The sequence below is a fragment of the Rhizobium centroccidentale genome, assembly GCF_030182565.1.
Classification (GTDB): Bacteria; Pseudomonadota; Alphaproteobacteria; order Rhizobiales; family Rhizobiaceae; genus Rhizobium.
The window spans coordinates 1-21,331 of record NZ_JAQJCG010000041.1 but is presented as its reverse complement, the minus strand read 5'-3'; the positions used below and the strand labels follow the sequence as shown (position 1 = coordinate 21,331).

General features: G+C 60.3%; 15 protein-coding genes. 5 read left to right on the top strand and 10 right to left on the bottom strand.

What is annotated here, in order from left to right; genetic code table 11:
- Positions 1–220: 220 nt before the first annotated feature.
- Together PH562_RS30035 and PH562_RS30030 are read right to left on the bottom strand one after the other, a co-directional pair.
- Positions 221–3,199, bottom strand: coding sequence for a DNA translocase FtsK (locus PH562_RS30035; protein ID WP_285177534.1), 2,979 nt, complete (start codon positions 3,197–3,199; stop codon positions 221–223).
- A 219-nt stretch (positions 3,200–3,418) separates the two neighbouring features.
- Complete coding sequence (locus PH562_RS30030) at positions 3,419–5,935, bottom strand: DUF1217 domain-containing protein (protein ID WP_285177533.1); 2,517 nt, start codon at positions 5,933–5,935, stop codon at positions 3,419–3,421.
- A 318-nt stretch (positions 5,936–6,253) separates the two neighbouring features.
- On the opposite strand from PH562_RS30030, the gene PH562_RS30025 reads away from it, so the two are divergent.
- Entirely contained in the window at positions 6,254–6,820 is a 567-nt protein-coding gene (locus PH562_RS30025) for a DUF6101 family protein (RefSeq protein ID WP_069613709.1), read from the top strand.
- 70 nt (positions 6,821–6,890) lie between these two features.
- Here PH562_RS30025 and PH562_RS30020 read toward each other — a convergent pair whose 3' ends face one another.
- The 3 genes from PH562_RS30020 to PH562_RS30010 form a co-directional block, all read right to left on the bottom strand.
- Positions 6,891–7,346 carry a GNAT family N-acetyltransferase gene (locus tag PH562_RS30020; protein WP_285177530.1) on the bottom strand — a complete coding sequence of 152 codons (456 nt, stop codon included), beginning with the start codon at positions 7,344–7,346 and terminating at the stop codon, positions 6,891–6,893.
- Between the two features lie 39 nt (positions 7,347–7,385).
- On the bottom strand, positions 7,386–8,348 hold the full coding sequence (gene ubiA, locus PH562_RS30015; protein ID WP_285177529.1) for a 4-hydroxybenzoate octaprenyltransferase: 963 nt from the start codon (positions 8,346–8,348) through the stop codon (positions 7,386–7,388).
- 74 nt (positions 8,349–8,422) lie between these two features.
- Positions 8,423–9,208, bottom strand: a complete 786-nt coding sequence (locus PH562_RS30010) for a MipA/OmpV family protein (RefSeq protein WP_285177536.1) — start codon at positions 9,206–9,208, stop codon at positions 8,423–8,425.
- A 294-nt stretch (positions 9,209–9,502) separates the two neighbouring features.
- Between PH562_RS30010 and PH562_RS30005 the strand changes: the two genes are divergently transcribed.
- Entirely contained in the window at positions 9,503–9,937 is a 435-nt protein-coding gene (locus PH562_RS30005; RefSeq protein ID WP_285177528.1) for a hypothetical protein, read from the top strand.
- A gap of 84 nt (positions 9,938–10,021) precedes the next feature.
- On the opposite strand, the gene PH562_RS30000 is transcribed toward PH562_RS30005, so the two are convergent.
- Complete coding sequence (locus PH562_RS30000) at positions 10,022–11,281, bottom strand: cyclopropane fatty acid synthase (protein WP_285177527.1); 1,260 nt, start codon at positions 11,279–11,281, stop codon at positions 10,022–10,024.
- Positions 11,282–11,425: 144 nt separating this feature from the next.
- The gene (locus PH562_RS29995) at positions 11,426–13,735 is read right to left on the bottom strand and encodes a Tex family protein (protein WP_285177526.1); all 2,310 of its coding nucleotides are present in this window, start codon (positions 13,733–13,735) and stop codon (positions 11,426–11,428) included.
- A 245-nt stretch (positions 13,736–13,980) separates the two neighbouring features.
- Between PH562_RS29995 and purD the strand changes: the two genes are divergently transcribed.
- From purD to PH562_RS29980, 3 genes are all read left to right on the top strand, one after another.
- Positions 13,981–15,249 (top strand): phosphoribosylamine--glycine ligase, encoded by a 1,269-nt coding sequence (gene purD / locus PH562_RS29990; RefSeq protein WP_285177525.1) that lies wholly within the window; start codon positions 13,981–13,983, stop codon positions 15,247–15,249.
- Positions 15,250–15,361: 112 nt separating this feature from the next.
- Entirely contained in the window at positions 15,362–15,790 is a 429-nt protein-coding gene (locus PH562_RS29985; RefSeq protein WP_285177524.1) for a plant virulence effector HPE1-like domain-containing protein, read from the top strand.
- Positions 15,791–16,154: 364 nt separating this feature from the next.
- Entirely contained in the window at positions 16,155–17,969 is a 1,815-nt protein-coding gene (locus tag PH562_RS29980) for a methyl-accepting chemotaxis protein (RefSeq protein WP_285177523.1), read from the top strand.
- Positions 17,970–18,043: 74 nt separating this feature from the next.
- On the opposite strand, the gene PH562_RS29975 is transcribed toward PH562_RS29980, so the two are convergent.
- From PH562_RS29975 to PH562_RS29965, 3 genes are read right to left on the bottom strand one after another with little or no spacing between them, the layout of a single operon-like run.
- On the bottom strand, positions 18,044–18,538 hold the full coding sequence (locus tag PH562_RS29975; protein ID WP_285177522.1) for a 2-thiouracil desulfurase family protein: 495 nt from the start codon (positions 18,536–18,538) through the stop codon (positions 18,044–18,046).
- Positions 18,539–18,552: 14 nt separating this feature from the next.
- Entirely contained in the window at positions 18,553–20,781 is a 2,229-nt protein-coding gene (glyS, locus tag PH562_RS29970) for a glycine--tRNA ligase subunit beta (protein ID WP_285177521.1), read from the bottom strand.
- A gap of 1 nt (position 20,782) precedes the next feature.
- Positions 20,783–21,238 carry an endonuclease domain-containing protein gene (locus tag PH562_RS29965; RefSeq protein WP_285177520.1) on the bottom strand — a complete coding sequence of 152 codons (456 nt, stop codon included), beginning with the start codon at positions 21,236–21,238 and terminating at the stop codon, positions 20,783–20,785.
- Positions 21,239–21,331 lie beyond the last annotated feature (93 nt).

Genomic DNA, 21,331 nt, shown 5'->3' with positions numbered 1-21,331 from the left:
CGAAAACTGATCACCATCCTCAATGCCATCATCAGGGACGCACGCCCATGGCAAAACGCTTGACACGCAAGACAATCGCTCTCCCCGCTGGGGAGAAGGGGTCAGCTGCGATTTCAGTTCATATGCGATACCCCTGCCACTTGGGGAGATGTCCCGAAGGAGACAGAGGGGGGTGCGCACTCTCCGCGACAACCGCAGCCAGCGTCATCCCCCAATTATATCAATCGAAATCGTCCTGACCCGAGTTGCCGCCGCCATTGCGGTTACCGGAGATGATCTCACGCTTGCCGACATGGTTGGCGGGACCGACCAGGCCGTCCTTTTCCATGCGCTCGACCAGCGATGCCGCGCGGTTGTAGCCGATGCCGAGGCGGCGCTGGATGTAGGAGGTCGAGCACTTCTTGTCGCGCATGACGACCTTGATCGCCTGTTCGTAGAGATCGTCGCCGTCTTCCGAGGCAATCGCGCCCTTGTCGAAGACGGCCGTATCTTCTTCCTCGTCTTCCTCGTCCTCGTCAGCCGTGACCGTATCGAGATATTCCGGACGGCCCTGCAGCTTCAGATGAGCGACGACCTTCTCGACTTCCTCGTCCGACACGAAGGGGCCATGGACGCGGGAGATGCGGCCGCCGCCGGCCATATGCAGCATGTCGCCCTGGCCGAGGAGCTGTTCGGCTCCCTGCTCACCGAGAATGGTGCGGCTGTCGATCTTCGACGTCACCTGGAAGGAGATGCGGGTCGGGAAGTTTGCCTTGATCGTGCCGGTGATGACATCGACCGAGGGACGCTGCGTCGCCATGATCAGGTGGATGCCGGCGGCGCGCGCCATCTGCGCCAGACGCTGGATCGCACCTTCGATCTCCTTGCCGGCGACCATCATCAGGTCGGCCATTTCGTCGACGATGACGACGATATAGGGCATCGGCGTCAGGTCCATTTCCTGTTGCTCCTCGATCGGGGCACCTGTGCCCTTGTCGAAGCCGGTCTGGACCAAGACATGGATCGTCTCGCCCTTTTCCTTGGCGGAGGCAACGCGGCTGTTGTAGCCGTCGATATTGCGCACGCCGAGGCGCGACATCTTCTTGTAGCGATCCTCCATTTCGCGCACCGCCCATTTCAGCGCCATGACGGCCTTCTTGGGATCGGTGACGACGGGGGTCAGGAGGTGCGGGATGCCGTCATAGACGGAGAGTTCCAGCATCTTCGGATCGACCATGATCAGACGGCACTGTTCCGGCGTCATGCGGTAGAGCAGCGACAGGATCATCGTGTTGATGGCGACGGACTTGCCCGAGCCCGTCGTACCAGCAACGAGCAGATGCGGCATCTTGGCAAGTTCGGCGATGACAGGCTCACCGCCGATCGTCTTGCCGAGGCCGAGCGCCAGCTTATAGCCACTCTTCTCGAAGTCGGGCGAATCGATCATCTCGCGGAAATAGACGGTCTCACGGTTGACGTTCGGCAGTTCGATGCCGATCACGTTGCGGCCGGGAACGACGGCAACGCGAGCCGAGAGGGCCGACATCGAACGGGCGATATCGTCCGCAAGGTTGATGACGCGCGAGGATTTGACGCCGGGCGCCGGTTCGAATTCATAGAGGGTTACGACCGGGCCAGGACGGACATGGATGATCTCGCCCTTGACACCGAAATCCTCGAGCACGCTTTCCAGCAGCCCGGCATTCTGCTCCAGCGTTTCCTGCGTCATGATCACGCCGGAACGAACGGCAGGTTCCTGTAGCAGTTCGCGCGGCGGCAACTCGTATTCGCCGTCAGCGGTGCGGGCGATCGGCCGCCATTCGGGTGGTGTCAGCGATGCAGGCCGGCGCGGCGAGATCCGTGACGGCGGCGCGTCGATCAAACGCTGAGCGGCGGCCTCGACGACTGGAATGGTGGATGCCGCCTTGGCGACCGGTTCAGCAGCAGCCGGAGCGACGACCTTCGTCGGCATCGGGGCAACGACCATCACCGGGGCGGGGCGAGCCTCGACGGCAGGAGCGGTTTCAGCACCATAAACGGCGGTGACGAAGGCAGGCGGTACGAATGTCGCAGCTGGGGTTTCCACTGCAAGCTGCTGCCCAGCTTGGGAGACTTCCTCGGCAACCGGCGCAATTTCGATGGCCGGAGCCAGAACGGCCGCTTCCAGCGCTGCGAGCTCATCCATAGCCGGCGTGCTCACATCTGCCGTCGGCTGAGTGGAAATGGTTTCGGCTGGCTTTGCAGCTTCTACAGCCACAGACAGTGCAACGGTGGTGGGCTGCGGCTCGGCAGCGACTGCCAGGCGACGGCACTCGACGACCCGGAACTTGGCGATGATCGATTCGGCATCGACCGCCGGCTTGGGCGTCGCCAGCTGCTTCGGCTCACCCTTGAGGGCAGAGACGAATTCGCCATCGAACGGCATCGCATCCCAGAAAGCGAAATCGGAAAGATGGGCAAGACGCGACTCGACCACAGGCGCGGCTAGGGACTCGGGAACACTTGACTGAACAGGGGAAGCATCCAGCGCGATCGCGGGAGCTTTCGAGAATGCGGTAGCGATAACGGTCATCTCCAATGCGTCCGGCTCGGTTGCCGGGGAATTCTGAATTACTGTCGGAATGTAGCCTTCCACCACCAGCGGCATGTCTTCGAGCAGCGGCAGATGAAACTCGTCCTGCCGCATGGGCGGGACGACAATGGTTGCTGCCGGTGCTTCGGCCACAACAGGCGGCTCCATCACCCGCATCGCGGCGTGCGCGGCGGCTGGTGGACGGATCTCGGCCTTCGGCTCGGCAGGCGGACGACGACTGATGATTTCGTTTTCGCGCGTGCGGGTGAAGCGCACGTTCGGACCCATCAGGAAGGCATTCTGCCAGCCGGGCGATGCGAGATCTTCCGCGGAGATTCCCTGCGGCAGAACAGGCATTTCCTGCTCGCTCGTAACGGCGGCAGCTTGCAGCGCCTCCACGACTGGCGGCGGGGCTGCGGCGGTGCGCCTCCTTACCTCTTCGGCAAGACGCTGTTCCTCGGCGCGGCGCTGCTCTTCGGCCTTGCGCTTGGCTTCGCGGGCGTTACGAATCTTCTCTTCCAGAAACGCACGGCGAGCGGCGATCTGCTCGGCCCGGCGCGCCTCTTCGGCCGCCAGCTCCGGGTCGAGATCGCCCTCCGGCTGGACGCCTTGAGACGCATTGGAAAGTGTCGTTCGGGAAAGACGCATGAGACCTGCAACCCAGTCATTGATATTGCCGTTGGCTTCTCAAATCGAATAGGGCAAGGATGGTTAATAAGTTCCTTCCTGCCGTTGTGGAAAGCTGCCATTCTACCCCCGAAAAACACTTAGGAGTGTGCCCGGAAACCCTGTAGAAACAAGGACATGGCAAGCCCCTTCCGCGCAGGAACGCGACAGGGAGACAGATTAGATTTTTTGCGGGACCCGTTACCGCGACGAGGACAGCTGCGCGATGGAGAGCAGCGTATCGGCGCTGATGCCGGAGCTCGACGACGAGCCCGTGAGAATCGATAGCGCCGGCGATGTCGAAGAGGTCGTATTGTTCTGCAAGTCGTACATCGCCGAGAACCGCTGTAGCAGCTGGTTGAGCTTGTCGGGGTTATGCAGGTCGCTCACATTGATAAAATTGCCGAGCATCTTGGCCTGGGTATCGACGTCCATGTTGGAGATCGAACTCGGCAGATTATAGGTGGTGGTGATGACCTCATAAAGCGCCGAATCGCCCATGATGTCATAAATCGAGTTGATATCGGGCGCCTTGCGCTGGAAGTAGAGCGCCAGACGCACACCGGGGTTGCTCTCGCCTTGCTGATCTTCCAGCGTCTGATGCAGGAAGAGATCATTGGTCGCCGCAAGCGCGCCCTGGTTTTGCGCCGTGCCGAGCTTCGTGTCGGTCAGATTTCCGTCGGTACCGAAATTGAACGCTTCGACGATGCTCTTGAACTTGGCGCCATCGGTCGTGTTGATGAAGCTCTTCGAATCGGACGGATCGGAGGCGAAAGCCTTCTTCAGCGTCGCCGTATCGACGGTCTTCGGATCGATGCCGTTGGCCGTCAGGATGAAATTCGTAAGCTTGCTGTCGGCCAAAAGATCCGTGACGCTGGTCACCTTGACGATGTTGGTGGCGAAATAGGTGGCGGCGGTCTTGGCATCGCTGGTGGCTTTGGTCAGCTCGGCCCCCGACAGCCCCGCCGTGCTGTGGCTGGAATATTGCGAGATATAGCTGTTGATCTGCGTTTGCGACAAAGACTGCACCGGAGCCTTCAGATTGCCTTTGCTGTCGAAATTGAAGGCCTTGGCAAGCGCGGTGAAGCGGGAGTCCTTGAGCGAGTTGACATAGCTCTTCGGATCGTAGGGATCGCTTTCGAGAATCTTGGTCAGCTGGGACTTCGTGACTTCGTTCTCGCCGATGCCATAGGCGCGCAACGCCATCTGATAGAGTTCCGGCGCGCTGTCGTTGGCGGCACTGCTGTCGGACGTATTGCTCGCAAAGAAATCCTTGATGGTCTTCACGCTGGCGATGCGGTTCTTGTAGTTGTTGACCGCATCCGTGGTCAGGGTCGACTGCGACGACTGGTAGTTGGTCATATAGGCCTTGGAGGCCGCGTCGATCTCGTTTTGGGACTGGGCCGTCTGGCCGGAAGCAAGCGTGCCGTCCGACTGGAAATTGAACTGGGAGACGACGTCGGTCAGACCGAAGATGGCGGCGGTCGTCGCATCGCCGAAAGCGTTCTTGAAGACGACGGCTGGCGTCGTCGGATCGATGCCGTAGGCCGTCTTGACGTAATCGAAAAGACGCTTGTCCGACGTCAGCTGGTCGACTGACGTGATGGAGCCGATATGATTCTTGTAATAGAGATCATTGTCGGTTGCGCCGACGCTCGTCGTGAATGAGGGCACGGTGGAATTGTAGGCGCTCATCACATCGGCCTGCTGGCTGAGCGTCTGCGGCCCTCCGGGATAGTTCGTGGTGTAGCCTGCCGTGGTGGCGCTTATCTGGTCAGATGTCTGTGCTTGTGAACCGGATGCGACCGTGCCGTCGCTCTGGAAGTTGAATTCCGCCATGACGGCGGTCAGCCCGTTCGAGCTCGCGGTAGCGGCATCCTTGGCCGAAGCATTGAATTGATCCGCTGTGATATAGGACGGAATATTGAATGCCGTCTTCACGTACTGGAACAGCTGTGGATTGGACGTCAGCTGATCGACCGAGGTGACGCTGCCGATATTGGCCTCGTAATAGGCCGTGTCGCCGTCCGGCGTCGATGTCTTGATGGTGCCGTCGGCATTGAAATTGAATTCCGCCACCAGAGCCTTGTCGGCACTGCCGCCATTCTGATTGACGTAGCTATTGGGGTCGCTGGGATCGCTCGTCAGCATCTGCTTCAGAGCCGAATTCGACACATAGGTCGGGTCGATACCGTAGGCCTGCAGCACATAATTACGCAGGCGGGTATTGCCGAGGAGATCATCGACCGTCTTAACCGAGCTGATGTTCTGGCTGTAATAGGTCGTTTCGGTCGCCGCCGAGGTCTCCTCATTCGTAAATGACTGTTGGTAAAGCCCGATGAGGTCGTCTTCCTGCGTGCTGGTTTGCGCCGTATTCGTCGTACCCGTCGAGCTCGTGCCGAAATTGAACGCCGCAGCGAACTCTTTATAGCGCGGATCGGTGAGCTTATTGGCGAAACTGCTGGAGTCGCTGAGGTCGCTGGTCAGGACCTGTTTCATAAAGGCCTTGGCATAGGTCATGTCGGAAAGCCCGTAGGCTTCCATTGCGTAACTGTATAGTTGATAGTCATTCAGGAAGCTGTCGACATCAGTTACTTTGCCGATATTGGCGTTGTAATAGTCGATCAAACGCTTGCTTTGCGACTGCTGCGCCACCTGATTGAGCGAGGTCGCCATATCTCTGGTTGCGATCGTATAACCAAGATAAGTGGAAATCATCAGCAGAATCCCAATAAATCTCTAATAAAGGGGGCGAATCTGGCCGGCATTATTTCATATAAATCTTACCTGAGGCTTACACGCACTCACCTTATGCGTGTACTATACTGATGCACCACCTTGCCCTGTGTTCACCTTATGGAAACCCTGATGCATTCGACTTTGCTAACCATTTGAGGACGCAAAGTTTTCTTAACCTCGATTTTTAAGCTGTCTGGAAGGGACGGCACCTAATCTGCCCAACAACGAGAGGACAGAAGTTCTCCGAGAGAAGACCGGAACAACCGGCTCTCAGGTAAAGCAAGGGTAGAAAAATCGATGACTAATACCGTCCTGAAGCCCGATTGGGCTGGAACCACACTGCGGCTTGATCCGGCGCGCTTCCCGCAACAGGTCAGCTACGCCATGCGAGGTGCCGAAGGTGATGTCACCATTACGATCGACGAGCGCGGCGCAGTGCTGCGCAAGATCCTGCCGTCCAGCGGCCTGCCGCTGTCCGTCGCTTTGCCCAAGCGTGCGTTCCAGGGGGTAGCCGCCCGCGCCATAGACCATGGCGACGGCGAAGTTACCGTCACGCTGGAGCTGCATCACTCAGACCCGGATCTCTGCATCCCCCTTCTCGTCGCTCATGACTTGAGCGACATCGCCGCTGACTGGCGCTCCTGGTCGGAAGCCTTCCGCATTCCGATGCTGATGATCGAAGCCGATGGCGTGGCCCGTCCGCTGGAAGAACATCTCGGCGGCGTCCGCTCGCAGGACAGCCAGCCGCGTCGTCGTCATTCCTATTTCGCAAACCGCCGCCCCCGCTTCCTCGTGCGGCGCACGACCGGCAAGCTCGGCATCAAGATGAAGATTCAGGGCCGCGAAATCATCGCAAGGCATTGAGCCGATAGGGCTCGAAAACCGAATATCACCAGAAACCGGCCGTGGGAAAACCGATCTCGCGGCCGAAATCTTATGGTATCAGCGAGCGCTCCATGACGATCGTTCGTTCATCCCCATGGAAACTCTCGCCGACAGCATTGAAGCCGAGCTTTTCGTAAAAGCCCTGTGCGGTAATCGACGAGGGGACGGACAGGGTGGCATTGCCACCTGCTCTCGCTGACTGTTCGATTGCGGCCATCAGGCAGGCGCCAATGCCGCGTCGCTGCGCAGAGGGAGAGACGAACACCGTTCGCACGACGGCACGGTCAAGGCTCGCGGTGCCGACAATGCTTCCATCTTCGATCGCCACGAAGACCGTTCTGCCGCTCATGAGCCTACGCACGCCAGCGGGACTAAAGCTCTCCGCAACGCGCGCGATAACATCCGAAGAATAGTCCTGTGCGTTGCTCTCGTGAAGTGCGGTCAGGATCACGCCGCTGATCGCCTCGGTGTCCGCCTCTGAGGCCAGACGGATTTCGCATGCCATGACGCCCTCCTTCGGAACCTATACGGCGCATCCCTTCCTTCAGGGAGCAAGAAGCAGAAACGACAGGAAGAGCCCGGCAAAGATGATCAGCCCGACCCGGTTGTTCGATTTAAAGAGGGCAAGGCACTGTGCGCCGTCGTTGATGTCGAGCACGGCGATCTGATAGGCGAACATGCCGCCGGCGACGATCAGGCCGAGATACGCCAGCCAGCTTGTACCCGCGAGCGCAAAGGACAGCAGCATCAGAAGCAGCGTCGCCCCATAAAGCCCGACCAGCCAGAGTCGTGTCTGATCGCCGAAAAGCCGCGCGGTCGAGCGCACACCGATCAGCTCGTCATCCTCCTTGTCCTGATGCGCATAGATCGTGTCGTAGCCGATGGTCCAGAGAATGGCGGCGAGATAGAGCACGATCGGGGCAAGCGACAGGCTGCCGAAGAGGCCCGCCCAACCCATCAGGGCGCCCCAGGAAAAGGCAAGGCCGAGGAAGAATTGCGGCCAGTCGGTAAAGCGCTTGGCAAAGGGATAGAGCGCGACGATGCCGAGCGACAGCACGCCGACGATAACGGCAAACCAATTGAACTGCAGCAGCACCAGCAAGCCGACGAGAGCCTGCAAAGCGATGAACACCTTGGCCTGAAGGCGCGTCACTCGGCCCGATGGCAGCGGGCGCGAGCGGGTGCGCGCCACGGACATGTCAATCTCGTGGTCGACCAGATCGTTGTAGGTGCAGCCGGCGCCACGCATGGCGACGGCGCCGACGAAATAGAGGAAGAGGTGATAGATCACCACGAAGCCGGGGGAGCCATGTCCCAAAGCGACGGAGGCATTGGCCGCAAGCGCGACGGACCAGAAGCATGGCCACATCAGGAGCTGCCAGCCGATCGGCCTGTCCCAGCGCGCAAGCTGAGCGTAAGGCCAAAGCGTCGGAGGCAGGACGCGATAGACCCAGTTGCCGAATGGCGCGTCGGCGACGCGCCCGTTGATGTCACCTGTGTTTTGCATAGGCGAGTAGTAGTGACATCCAGCACCCGAGGTCAAGCGGCGAGGCCATGACGAGACATGACCTCGCCCGTTGCTCAGTTCATCGTGAAATTGAACTTGTAGCTGGCGGAGACGCCGATCAGCAGCTGGTTGCGGTCGCCACGCTCGCGCACGAGGCTGCTGTCGGCGGCCGGGCCGGTGAGCCGGGTATATTCGAGGAAGGTGCTGGTGGTCCAGTTCTGCGAGGCCTTCCAGGTTAGTGCGCCGCCGAAACCGACGGATTTGACGCCGCCGCCGGGCTTGTAGCCGCTGAGGCCGGAGGCAGCCGATTCGCGCGCATTGACGCCATAATAGGTGTCGAAATAGTCGCTGCTGGCGAGTGTCATGCGCGGACCGGCGGAGGCGCGAAGCTCGGGAGTAATATCGGTAAAGGCATCGACTGCGGCGTCGGCGACGACACCGCTATGGGCGCGAATACCCTGGCGAACTTCGACGCGGGCCCGCAGCCAATCCGTGGGATAGGCTTCGGCAAAGCCGCCGGCTTCCACACCCCACTTGACCTTCTTCAATCCCCTCAGTTCGCGGCCATCGCCGCTGTCGCGGCTCGGCACGAATTTGCCGACGATGCCGATGCGGAATGCATCGCTTTCGATCAGGGCAAAGGACGGATTGTCGTTGCGCGAGGAAAAGCGCGGGCCTGGGCCTTGCCGGCCGATGGACACCAGCGGCGACCATTGCAGCTTGTTGTGCTTGCCGCCTTCGAATTTCGGTGCCGAGAAACCGGCCGCACCGACGCTCAGGTACCAGTCACCCGACCACAAATGCTGGCCGTCGCCCGCCTCCGCAGCGCCGGCATAAGCAACGACGGAGAGGCCACCAATGAAAAGGAACCTTAACTTTGCAAACACGACGAAACTCCATGATACGCAATACAAAGGGCCGTATGACCCGAGAGTTGCTGCAAATTATGCGGATCGTGTTACCGCTCCCTTAACCACAACACGCCGAATTCGGTCGGACACCAAATTCAGGTTGCTCCAATTCAGACGCCGTTCGACATGCGGTGACCTATCGCACTGATTTAATTTCTGTATAGATGCTCAATCGTGGGTAATGGCTGCAATTGCCAAATGCCCGCCATCTCATAGCCCCCCATTTCAAAAGATGAGAAACGAATGAAGAGCATATCTCTGATCTCCCTAGGTCTGATCCTGTCTGCTAGCATGGCGCTTTCCGGCTGCGTCGGCACTCCGATCGGCGGAGCAAAGCAAAGCCAGTTTTCGGGAAGAGCGGCGCCCGGTAAGAAGACGAAGGTGACGACTACTTCGCTTGTGAAACAGGACTGCACCTTTGCAGGATTTCCCTATACAGGCGTCATCAAGCAGCCTGCCCACGGCAAGGTTGACGTAGAGCACGGGCCGGTCACAGCGAAGTTTTCGAAAGACAGCACTGCCTACCTGTGCTCGGGCAAGACGGTCCAAGGCAATATCGTCTACTATACGCCGAACCCTGGTTTCTCGGGCACCGACCAGTTCACCCTGCGCCTTACTGGGCTGAACACCGATGGTACGGTGCAAGACGGCACCTTTACCGTCCATGTCGGCAGATAGCGACCGTAGCGACGTACAGGCATGAATAGAAAGGCCGAGCCGCGGCTTTCCACGGTCCGGCCCCATCAAACGGCGGCATGAGGTTCAGAACGTCACCTTCTCCAAAGGCGCGCGCCCTGCCTCGAATTCCTTCAGCTTCGCCTCGCGCTCCGCAATGTAATTGCGGTTGTCCGGCACGGCGAACTGGTTCTTGGTGATCTGGAGCTGCATGATGAAGAGCTCATCCCAGCGGAAGCCCATTTCGGAGCCAGCCAGATAGAACTCCCACATGCGGAAGAACTTTTCGTCATAGAGCGCGACGGCATCGGCCTTGCGTGCCACGAAGCGGTTGCGCCAATGCCGGAGCGTATAGGCATAATGCATCGGCAGGGTTTCGACGTCCCTGGTGAGCAAACCGGCTTTTTCCAGCGGCGGCGTGGTCTCGCCGATAGAGGGGATGTAGCCGCCGGGGAAAATATACTTTTCGATGAAGGCGTTGGTGGCGAAGCTCGGCTTCGGACGGGCAATGGAGTGCAGCAGCATGACGCCGTTGTCATCAAGCAGTTCCGAAACCTTGCGGAAGAACTTGCCGTAGTCGCCGATGCCGACATGCTCGAACATGCCGACCGAGACGATGCGATCGAACTTCTTGCCGGTCATATAGCGATAGTCCTGCAGCTCGAAGCGGACGCGATCGGAAAGGCCACGCTTGGCCGCCCGCTCGCGCGATACTTTGAGCTGTTCTTCGCTGAGCGTGATGCCGGTCACATCGAGACCTGGATAGGCTTCGGCGAGATACATGGCCATGCCGCCCCAGCCGGAGCCGATTTCCAATACCTTCTGGCCAGGCTCGACCAGCAGCTTGGCGGCGATGTGTCGCTTCTTGGCGACCTGCGCTTCATAGAGACTGATGCCAGGCGGATTGAAATAGGCGCAGGAATATTGCCAGTCCTCATCGAGGAAGAGATCGAAGAGCTTCGCTGAGAGATCGTAGTGATGCGCAACATTGTATTTGTTGCGATTGATTGGCGAGCGGCTCTTGATCTGCTGCCAGGCGATGCGGCCGAGCAGCAGCGCCGCCATGCGGAAATCGAAAATCTCGTTGGTGGTATTCTGCTTCACCAGCGACAGGAACTCGTAGATGTCCCCCTGCTCGAGGATGAAGCGGCCCTCCATATACATTTCGCCGAGCTTGAGCGTCGGATCGCGGGCAACCGCATCTTCCGCCTGCTGATCAGCAAACCGGACGGCCACCGTCTCTCCGGTTCCGTCGCCGACCATATGGGTCTCGCCGGATGCGAGCGTAAGCCTGAGTGAACCTTTACGGATGATTTTCTGGACGAGAGAAAAAAGGGTCGACGCCATGGACGCCTCGAATGTTATGACATGACATTAAGGCAACTTTAACGCCTCACAGCGTTGTGGCAAGCGCACCTTTCCGCAGTCATTGGCACTCTGGCAACAACGCTGCCAGAGTGTGACATTCTTGCACAAAGTTCCGCTAAGTCCTTATTTTCGTTTGAGTGCGTCCGCCAACGCCGCCCCAAAACTACCCTGCTGTTCGGCCTTCGGACGGGTATTTCCCTTAACGCCCGTGTTGCGCAGACCACCCTGTTCGCGTGTGTCGCGCCCGGACGGGGCTGCCACAGTGCTGCCATCTTTGCGCATGGAAAGGCCGATTCGCTTACGCTTCGCGTCGACTTCAACGACCCTGACCTTGACCACATCGCCGGCCTTCACGACCTCATGCGGGTCCTTGACGAAGCGGTCAGCCAGCTGCGAGACATGCACCAAACCGTCCTGATGGACGCCAATATCGACGAAGGCGCCAAAAGCAGCGACATTGGTTACCGTCCCCTCCAGCAGCATTCCAGGCTTGAGATCGCTGATCTCGTTGACGCCTTCGGCAAAAGTCGCGGTCTTGAAGCTCGGGCGCGGATCGCGGCCCGGCTTTTCCAGTTCGGCGATGATGTCGCGCACGGTCGGCAGGCCGAACTTGTCGTCGATGAACTGCCTGGGATCGATGGCCTTCAGCGTTGCCGTATCGCCCATCAACGTGCGGAGATCGCGGCCGCAGGCAGCGACGATCTTCTTGGCCACACCATAGGCTTCCGGGTGCACCGAGGAAGCGTCGAGCGGCTCCTTGCCATTCGGAATACGCAGGAAGCCGGCGCATTGCTCGAAGGTGCGCTGGCCGAGACGGGCGACCTTCAGGAGATCGCGCCGCGTCTCGAACGCGCCTTCGCCATCGCGATGCCGAACGATCGCTTCGGCAATCGAAGGTCCAAGGCCCGAAACGCGGGCAAGCAGCGGAGCGGAGGCCGTGTTGAGATCGACGCCGACGGCATTCACCGCATCTTCGACCACCGCATCCAGCGAGCGGGAAAGCTTCTGCTGGTCGACATCGTGCTGGTACTGGCCGACGCCGATCGACTTCGGCTCGATCTTCACGAGTTCGGCCAGCGGGTCCTGCAGGCGGCGGGCGATGGAGACGGCACCGCGCAGCGAGACGTCGAGGCCGGGGAATTCCAACGCCGCCGTTTCCGAGGCAGAGTAAACCGATGCGCCGGCTTCTGAAACGATGACCTTCGTCGGCTTCGGCGCCGGCAGTTCGGCCAGCATGTCGGCCACCAGCTTTTCGGTTTCGCGGCTGCCGGTGCCATTGCCGATCGCGATCAGTTCGACCTCGTGCTTGCGGATAAGAGCGGCCAGCGTCGCCTGCGTGCCGCGCACGTCGTTTTTCGGCGGGAAGGGATAGACCGTCGTCGTCTCCAGGAGCTTGCCGGTGCCGTCGACCACGGCAACCTTGACGCCGGTGCGGATGCCCGGATCGAGGCCCATGGTGGCGCGTGAGCCGGCGGGAGCCGCCAGCAGCAGATCCTTCAGATTGCGGGCGAAGACATGGATCGCCTCTTCCTCCGCCCTCTCTCGCAACTCGCGCATCAGATCGAGCGAGAGCGACATGGAGAGCTTTACGCGCCAGGTCCAGCTCGCGACTTCCGTCAACCAGCGATCGCCGGGCCGGCTGGCGCCGATATCATAGGCCGCAGTGATCATGCGCTCGACCGGCTTGTTCGGCGAGACGGCGTCGGTGTCGACTTCGATATTCAGCGTCAGCACTTCTTCGTTCCAGCCGCGCAGCATGGCGAGCGCGCGATGACCGGGCGCGGTTGCCCAGCGCTCCTGATGCGCGAAATAATCCGAGAATTTGGCGCCAGCCTCCTGCTTGCCATCGACGACAGCGGCCTTCAGCGTCGCATTGGTCTTCAGGTAGTTGCGCAGCCTGCCAAGCAGATCGGCATTTTCAGCAATGCCTTCGGCGATGATATCGCGCGCGCCTTCCAGGGCCGTCTTCACGTCGGGCACATCGGCCGTGATGAAGCCTTCGGCGAGAACCATGGGCTCCTTGGAGCGATCCACCAGGATCGTGTCGGCCAAGGGGCCGAGGCCGCGTTCCCTGGCAATTTCGGCGCGCGTGCGACGCTTCGGCTTGAAGGGCAGATAAAGGTCTTCCAGCTCAGCCTTGGTGCCGACAGTCGCGACCTTGCCCATCAGCTCGTCGGTCATCTTGCCCTGGCTGGTGATGGACTCGATGATGGCGGCACGGCGGGCTTCCAGCTCACGCAGATAGACGAGACGTTCCGACAGAGTGCGAAGCTGGGTATCATCGAGGCCGCCAGTCACTTCCTTGCGGTAACGGGCAATGAAGGGCACGGTCGCGCCTTCGTCCAAAAGCTCGATGGCGGCCTTGGCCTGATCCGGACGGGCATTGATCTCGGCGGCGATGGTAGCAGCAAGGGAACGGATATCAGTGGCCATGTGTCTCTCTGAACTTAACAATCGTAAAGCGGACCATAAGCATGATCCCGTGGACATAAGAAGCGGTTTTCGTCACGGAACACGCCAATCCGGGTGCGGAGATGGCGTGGAGGCGAAGCTGCATCCGCTTTAGCGGGATAAAAAGGCATGGCAATGTTGCCAGCTGTGCCTCCACAGGATTTGCCGCTTGACCTTTGGGTCAACCCCCCTTAACCGCGCAAAAGGACGCAACGAAAGGGCAAGCCATGAGAGTTCTGTTGATCGGATCGGGCGGACGCGAGCATGCACTGGCCTGGAAGCTGGCGCAATCGCCTCTCATGACGGAATTCTATGCGGCACCGGGCAATCCCGGCGTTGCCGAGCACGCGACGCTCGTGGCGCTCGATATCGACAACCATGACGCCGTTGTCGCCTTCTGCAAGGACAAGGCCATCGACTTCGTCGTGGTCGGCCCGGAGGCACCGCTCGTTGCCGGCATTGCCGACAGGCTGCGCGCCGCCCGCATCGCTGTCTTCGGCCCTTCCGCAGCTGCCGCCCAGCTCGAAGGATCCAAGGGTTTCACCAAGGATATCTGCGCGCGCTACAATATTCCCACCGGCGCCTACCAGCGCTTCAACAACGCACCGAAGGCAAAAGCCTATGTCCGCGCTCAAGGCGCGCCGATCGTCGTCAAGGCGGACGGGCTTGCGGCAGGCAAGGGCGTCACCGTTGCGATAACGATCGACGAAGCGCTTGCCGCGATCGACGATTGCTTCGAGGGTGCATTCGGCGAGGCCGGCGCGGAAGTCGTGATCGAAGCCTATCTCGATGGCGAAGAGGCCAGCTTCTTCTGCCTTTGCGACGGCAAGCACGCGCTGGCGCTGGCGACCGCGCAGGACCACAAACGCGTCGGCGACGGCGATACCGGCCCGAACACCGGCGGCATGGGTGCCTATTCTCCCGCCCCCGTCATGACGCCAGACATGGTCGAGCGCACCATGAAGGAAATCATCGAGCCGACGATGCGCGGTATGGCGGAAAGCGGCCATCCTTTCAGCGGTGTTTTCTTCGCCGGGCTGATGATTACCGCCAAGGGTCCCGAACTCATCGAATACAATGTCCGCTTCGGTGATCCCGAATGCCAGGCACTGATGATGCGCCTGCAGAGCGACCTGCTGCCGCTGCTCTATGCCTGCGCCAACGGCACGCTGGATCAGATGACGGCCGAATGGAGCGACGCCCCGGCGCTGACCGTTGTCATGGCCTCGAAAGGCTATCCCGGCTCCTATGCCAAGAACACGCCGATCACAGCGCTACCCGCGGATAGTGAAGGTGAGAAAGTGTTCCATGCCGGCACAGGACTGAAGGACGGCACACTGGTTGCGACCGGCGGTCGGGTACTGAACATCACGGCAACCGGCAAGACGGTGAGCGAGGCAAAGGAACGTGCCTATGCCCTGGCCGGCAAGGTGAAATGGGATAACGGTTTCTATCGCAATGATATCGGCTGGCGTGCAGTGGAGCGCGAGGAGTAGACATCACCGCGGCTCTGCAATCGCAAGTCCATTAAATTTTTACCTAATCTCCTGACGGGATGGAAATAAAGCTACACTAATGTCTTCGTCACTATAGGCGGAGTTCTTGGTTATGCGTTGCTTCTTTGTGACCTTGGCGTGCGTACTGGCCGGCGGTTCCGCCATGGCCTCGTCGATCCAGCCGATCGACGGCACGATGATCGGCGGCAGAGGCAGCATTATTGACAAGAGCTGCGCCGAGTGCCCTCCGCTCAAGCCGCCGGTCACGGAAAAGGAATATGCCGTGCCGACGCTGGAGCCCGGTACCCAATCCGTCGTCGTGCGCAATATCGATGGTCAGAAAAGGGTCGTCCGCACCGAAGCGTGGATGGGCGGCTCGCCTGTTAATTTCGTCAGCAAGCCTACGCCAGAAGCGCTCGCAGCCGCCGGTGAGCCCGTCGACGGCATCGACATGACGGCTCGGACGGCAGCCTTGCCAAACTCCTCCACGGCTCGCGAGCCCGCTCCGCTCGATATCTCCGGTTTCCAGCTTCGCCAATAGTCTGGCAATCCATTCGCGGTAGCGTTTATTGCTTGCGGAATACCTGCTACCATTCACATTTTCGAAATATTTCATCCTAATATTCGATTTATCTAAATAAAGTATCAGGAAATGCTTGAACCAGCTGCAGTCATTCTCAAGTCAAAATATGTATTACCCATGATCCGAGCGCATATCTTCGGTTTAAATTGAAAGAAAATACAACCAAATCCCTACAATTAAAGCTTTTTTAGACATAAACAGCGATTTTACCGTCACCGGACAGCAGCATGTCATTCGAGCGGCGGCAAGCGTATTGGGATTCTCTCAGGCGATCGCACAGGCGGTAGGATACCGCACCGGTTTCACCCCTGTGGGAGGCACCATGAAGAATCTCAAGATTTCGCATCAATTATTTGCCCTGCTTGGCGTCCTGATGGCCGCATTCGCGGTGGCCACCTATTTCCAGATCCGGTCCCAGGCCGATTCTATCTACGACGACCGCTTCGACATGCTGCGCACGCAGGTCGAATCCGGCATTTCGGTTTTGAACCAGTATTATCAGCGCGAAAAATCCGGCGAGATGACGCATGAGGCGGCTCAGGCTGAGGCGTTCAAGGTGCTGTCGCATGTCAGCTTCGCGCCGGCAGGCTATCTCTTCGGTTTCGATTACAATGTCATCCAGCGCATTCATCCGAGCCCGGTCAATATCGGCAAGGACATGTCCTCGCAGGTCGATAAGAACGGCACCCATTTCAGCAAGGAAATGGTGGAGAAGGGCATCAAGGGCGGCGGCCGCACCATCTATTACTGGAACAAGCCGGGTCACTCCGACAGCGAGTTCTTCCTGAAGGGCAGCTATTCGGCCGCCTTCGCGCCTTGGCAGCTTGTGCTAGGATGCGGTGTCTACATGGATGACCTCGAGGCGCAGATCAATGCCACCATGTGGCGTGCGCTCATGATCTGCGGCATCGTCTTCCTGATCGGTATCGGCGCCGCCTTCTACTTCATCCGCGGCATCACGAAGCCGCTGACCGACGTCCATGCAGCCCTGAAGGCTGTCGCCGGCGAAGACATGAAGACCGCCATCCCGCATACCGAGATGCGCAATGAAATCGGCCTGATGGCGAAGGCAACCCAAGCGCTGCAGGAAAAGGTTCGCGAACGTCATGCGCTCTCCGACCGCCAGGCGGCACAGGAGCTCGAAATCAGCAATGAGCGCGAGCAGAACCTGCGCCAGCAGCAGGACGAGGCCCGCGAACAGGCGCGTGTCGTCTCGGTCATCGGCAAGGCGCTCGAGGACCTCGCCCGCGGCGACCTGACGGTGCGTTGCGGCGATCTTGGCGCCAGCTATGCAGGCCTTCGCAACAACTTCAACGAGGCACTGTCGCACCTCGAAGCCGCGATGGGCCGCGTCAACGCCAAGGGCAATGACATCGGCCTCAGCAAGGAAGAAATCCGCCGCGCCTCCAACGAACTGTCACAGCGCACCGAGCGTCAGGCCGCCAGCCTGGAAGAGACCTCGGCAGCGCTCGACGAGCTCACCGTCGCCGTTCGACAGACCGCGGAAGGCGCCGATGAGGCCAGCAAGCGCGTTCATGCCGTCAGCGCCGAAGCATCGCGCAGCGATGCCGTGGTTGCCCAGGCAATCGAAGCGATGAGCGGCATCGAGAAGTCTTCGGCAGAAATCGGCAAGATCATCGGCGTCATCGATGAGATCGCCTTCCAGACCAACCTCCTGGCGCTCAACGCCGGCGTCGAGGCGGCCCGTGCCGGCGAATCCGGCAAGGGCTTTGCGGTCGTCGCCCAGGAAGTGCGTGAACTCGCCCAACGCTCGGCGGCAGCCGCCAAGGAGATCAAGGACCAGATCGCCCGCTCTTCCGGCCAGGTCGACCAGGGCGTCCGCCTTGTCGGCGAGGCGGGCGAGGCGCTGAAGCGCATCTCCGACCAGATCAAGGCCGCCAACGAGATCGTCTCGAAGATCGCCCACAGCGCCTCCGAGCAGGATACGACGCTGCGCTCGATCTCGTCTTCGATGAACCAGCTCGATGCCGCTACGCAGCAGAATGCCGCCATGGCCGAGGAAACCACCGCGTCGGCCGAGACGCTCGCTGCCGATACGGAGGATCTTCTCGCCCTCATCCGCGGTTTCCGCGTCAACGAAGGTCGCGCGACCATGGATCATCGCCGCGCCGCCTGATCAGTACAGTTGCAAAAATGGCAAACCGCCGGGCTCGCGTCCGGCGGTTTTCTTTTGAGCAAAGCTTTGCTGCGTCAGTCTGCGACCTTCAGGCGCTCAACCAGCAGGTCGATCTCGCGATCGGAATAGACCTCTATACCGGCCTGCTTGAGCAGCGCCGCGGTGACGCCGCGGCCCCTCTGCTTGCCGCCGGAAAATGTACCATCATAGATGAAGCCCGAGCCGCAGGACGGGCTTCCGTCGATCAGGAGGGCATAGCGACAGCCGGTTTCCGTTGCGAGTGCCAGCGCATTTTCCGCCGCCTGGCGAAATTCCGCCGTGACATCACCGCCGGTGATTTCCATCACCCGTGCAGTGCCGGCAAGCACATCCTCGCCGGTCGCGCCGTCTGCGATTTCCGCAGGCGGCCTTGGCACCGCCATGCCGGCGGACATTTCCGGACAGATCGTGATCAGCCGCCCCTCCTCGCGCCAGCGATCGATCGCCGGATGGACAAGAGGCTTCGAGCGGCCGTCATAGCGGACGGCATGGCCCATGAGGCAGGCGCTGACGAGAATCTTTCCGGTCATCGCGCCCCCATATCTTATCCCGCAATCTTCGAGAAGTCGGCGACGGTGCCGGTTGCTTCGCGGATCATGCGCAGCAGCGCCAGACGATTGGCGCGAATGGCGGCATCCTCATCATTGACGAGCACATCTTCAAAGAAGCGGTCGACGGGCGCACGCAGCTTGGAAAGGGCTGCCATGGCCGAGCGGAAGTCTTCCTTGGCAATCGCATCTGAGGCTTCTGCGGACGCAGCCTCGACGGCGGCGAAGAGATCCTTTTCCGCGTCGAGCTTCAGCAAGGCGTCCGAAACGCCATCGGCAACGACGGTGCCCTTCTTCTCCTCGGCAGCCAGAAGCTGCGTGGCACGCTTGGTGCCGGCGAGCAAGTTCTTGCCATCCTCAGAGGTGATGAAGGCGGTCAGCGCCTCGACACGGCGAGCGACCATCAGCAGATCGTCGGCCTCCGGCGTCAGCACGGCATCGATCAGATCATGGCGGGCGCCGAGATCGCGCAGATAGACCTTGAGGCGATCATGGAAGAAGGCGAGCAGGTCGGCATCCTTGGTGGCGGCGAGAAGCGGCAGGCGCACGCCGCGCTCCAGGAGGATGCGGACGACACCGAGAGCGGCGCGGCGCAGCGCGTAAGGGTCCTTCGAACCCGTGGGCTTTTCGTCGATCGCCCAGAAGCCGACGAGCGTATCCAGCTTGTCGGCAAGCGCGACTGTTATCGCAACCTTGTCCTCGGGAACGCGGTCGGACGGACCTTGCGGTTTGTAGTGATCTTCGATCGCCGTTGCCACGGACGTATTCTCGCCCTGTAGCGACGCATACTTGCGGCCCATGACGCCCTGCAGCTCGGGGAATTCGCCGACGGCTTCGGTGCGCAGGTCGGCCTTGGCGAGCACCACGGCGCGGTCGACCAGAGCGGCATCGGCTCCGGTGATCTTGGCGAGATCGGCAGCCAGCGCTCGGATGCGGGCGACACGTTCGCCCTGACTGCCGAGCTTGGCATGGAAGGTGACGTTCAGCGCGTCGAGTTTGGCCATACGCTGATCGAGTGGCTTCTTTAGATCGAGGCCGAACTTCTTGGCGGAGGCTTCCAGTGTTTCGAGATCGGGCAGATCGCCCTGGTCGCGCTTCCAGAAGTGCAGCGCATCGGACAGACGGGCACGCACGACCTTGCCGTTGCCGTGGATGATTTCCTTGCCGCCATCCGTTGCCTGGATATTGGCAACGAGAATGAAGCGGTTGGACAGCGCACCCTCCCCTTGAGGGGGAGGGTCGGCACGCAGTGCCGGGGTGGGGTGATCCTGTTGAAACAAGGGGTCACCCCCACCCGCAGCTTCGCTGCGACCTCGCCCCTCAAGGGGGAGGTGGGAGCCTTGCGGCCGAGTGACGAAACACTTCTGGTTGGTCTTGATGGTCAAGCGGATGATCTCGGATGGGATCGACAGGTAATCCTCCTCGAAGGAGCCCATCAGCACCTGCGGCCACTCGACGAGGCCGGACACTTCTTCCAGCAGGCCTTCATCCTCGACCAGCTCGAGGCCATTGGCGAAAGCGACATCGCGGGCATCATGCAGGATGATGTCCTTGCGGCGTTCGGCATCCAGAACGACATAGGCCTTTTCCAGGCTCGACGCATAATCCTCGAAACGCTTGACCGTGATCGGGCCGGGTGCATGGAAACGATGGCCATAGGTCACGTTCGAAGCGACGATGCCGTCGATCTCGAAGGGGATGACCGTGGTTTCTTCATGCTCGGTGCCGAAGGTGCAGACGATCGACTGCAGCGGGCGCACCCAGCGCAGCGAGCCGGGCTTTACCGAGGCCTTGCCCCAGCGCATGGATTTCGGCCAGGGGAAGTTTCTGATGATATCGGGCATCACCGCGGCGACGATTTCCTCGGCGGCACGGCCGGGCTTGGAAATGATCGCCACGTAGAAATCACCCTTCTTCGGGTCGCTCTGGACTTGCGCCTCGGAGATGGAGGAGAGGCCAGCACCCCGCAGAAAGCCTTCGATTGCCTTTTCGTTGGCATCGGTGCGCGGGCCCTTGCGCTCCTCGCGCACATCGGCCGAGCGCGCCGTCAGGCCGCGAATATCGAGCGTGAGGCGACGCGGCGTCCAATATTCCCTCGCACCCTCATAGGAAAGACCCGCTTCGACCAGGGCATCGGTCACCAGCTTCTTCAGGTCGCCGGCAGCCTTGCGCTGCATACGGGCGGGAATTTCCTCGGAGCGGAGTTCGAGAAGGAGATCGGGCATGTCAAGGTTCCTCACCCTCCCCTTGAGAGAGAGGGTCGGCACGGCGTGCCGGAGTGGGGTGAAAACGGTCGGCCTCTGCTAGCAAAATTTGCCGCTGCTGCACAATGGCAAATATCGTATCCAGAACAGCCTCGACCTCATCCATGACCTCGGCATTCCAGAATCGGACGACGTGATAGCCTTGGCTCTCAAGAAAGGCCGTCCGCTCGGCATCATAACGCCTTGCCGCATCTTCCGCATGCTGGCTGCCGTCAAGCTCGATAATCAGACCGATCTGATGGCAGGCGAAATCGGCGAAATAGCGCCCGATCGGAACCTGGCGGCGAAAATGGGTGCCTTCGATCGGGATGCGCCACAGATGCTTCCAAAGCTTGGCTTCCGCATCGGTCGAACCGGCGCGCAGGCGACGGCTGTTGGCGATTTTGAAGCGATCGAGTTTGGAGGGCTTTTTAGGCATCAACGATCCACATCCGTTGCGATTACAAAGTCACCGTTCACACCCTCCCCTTGAGGGGGAGGGTCGGCACAAAGTGCGGGGGTGGGGTGATCG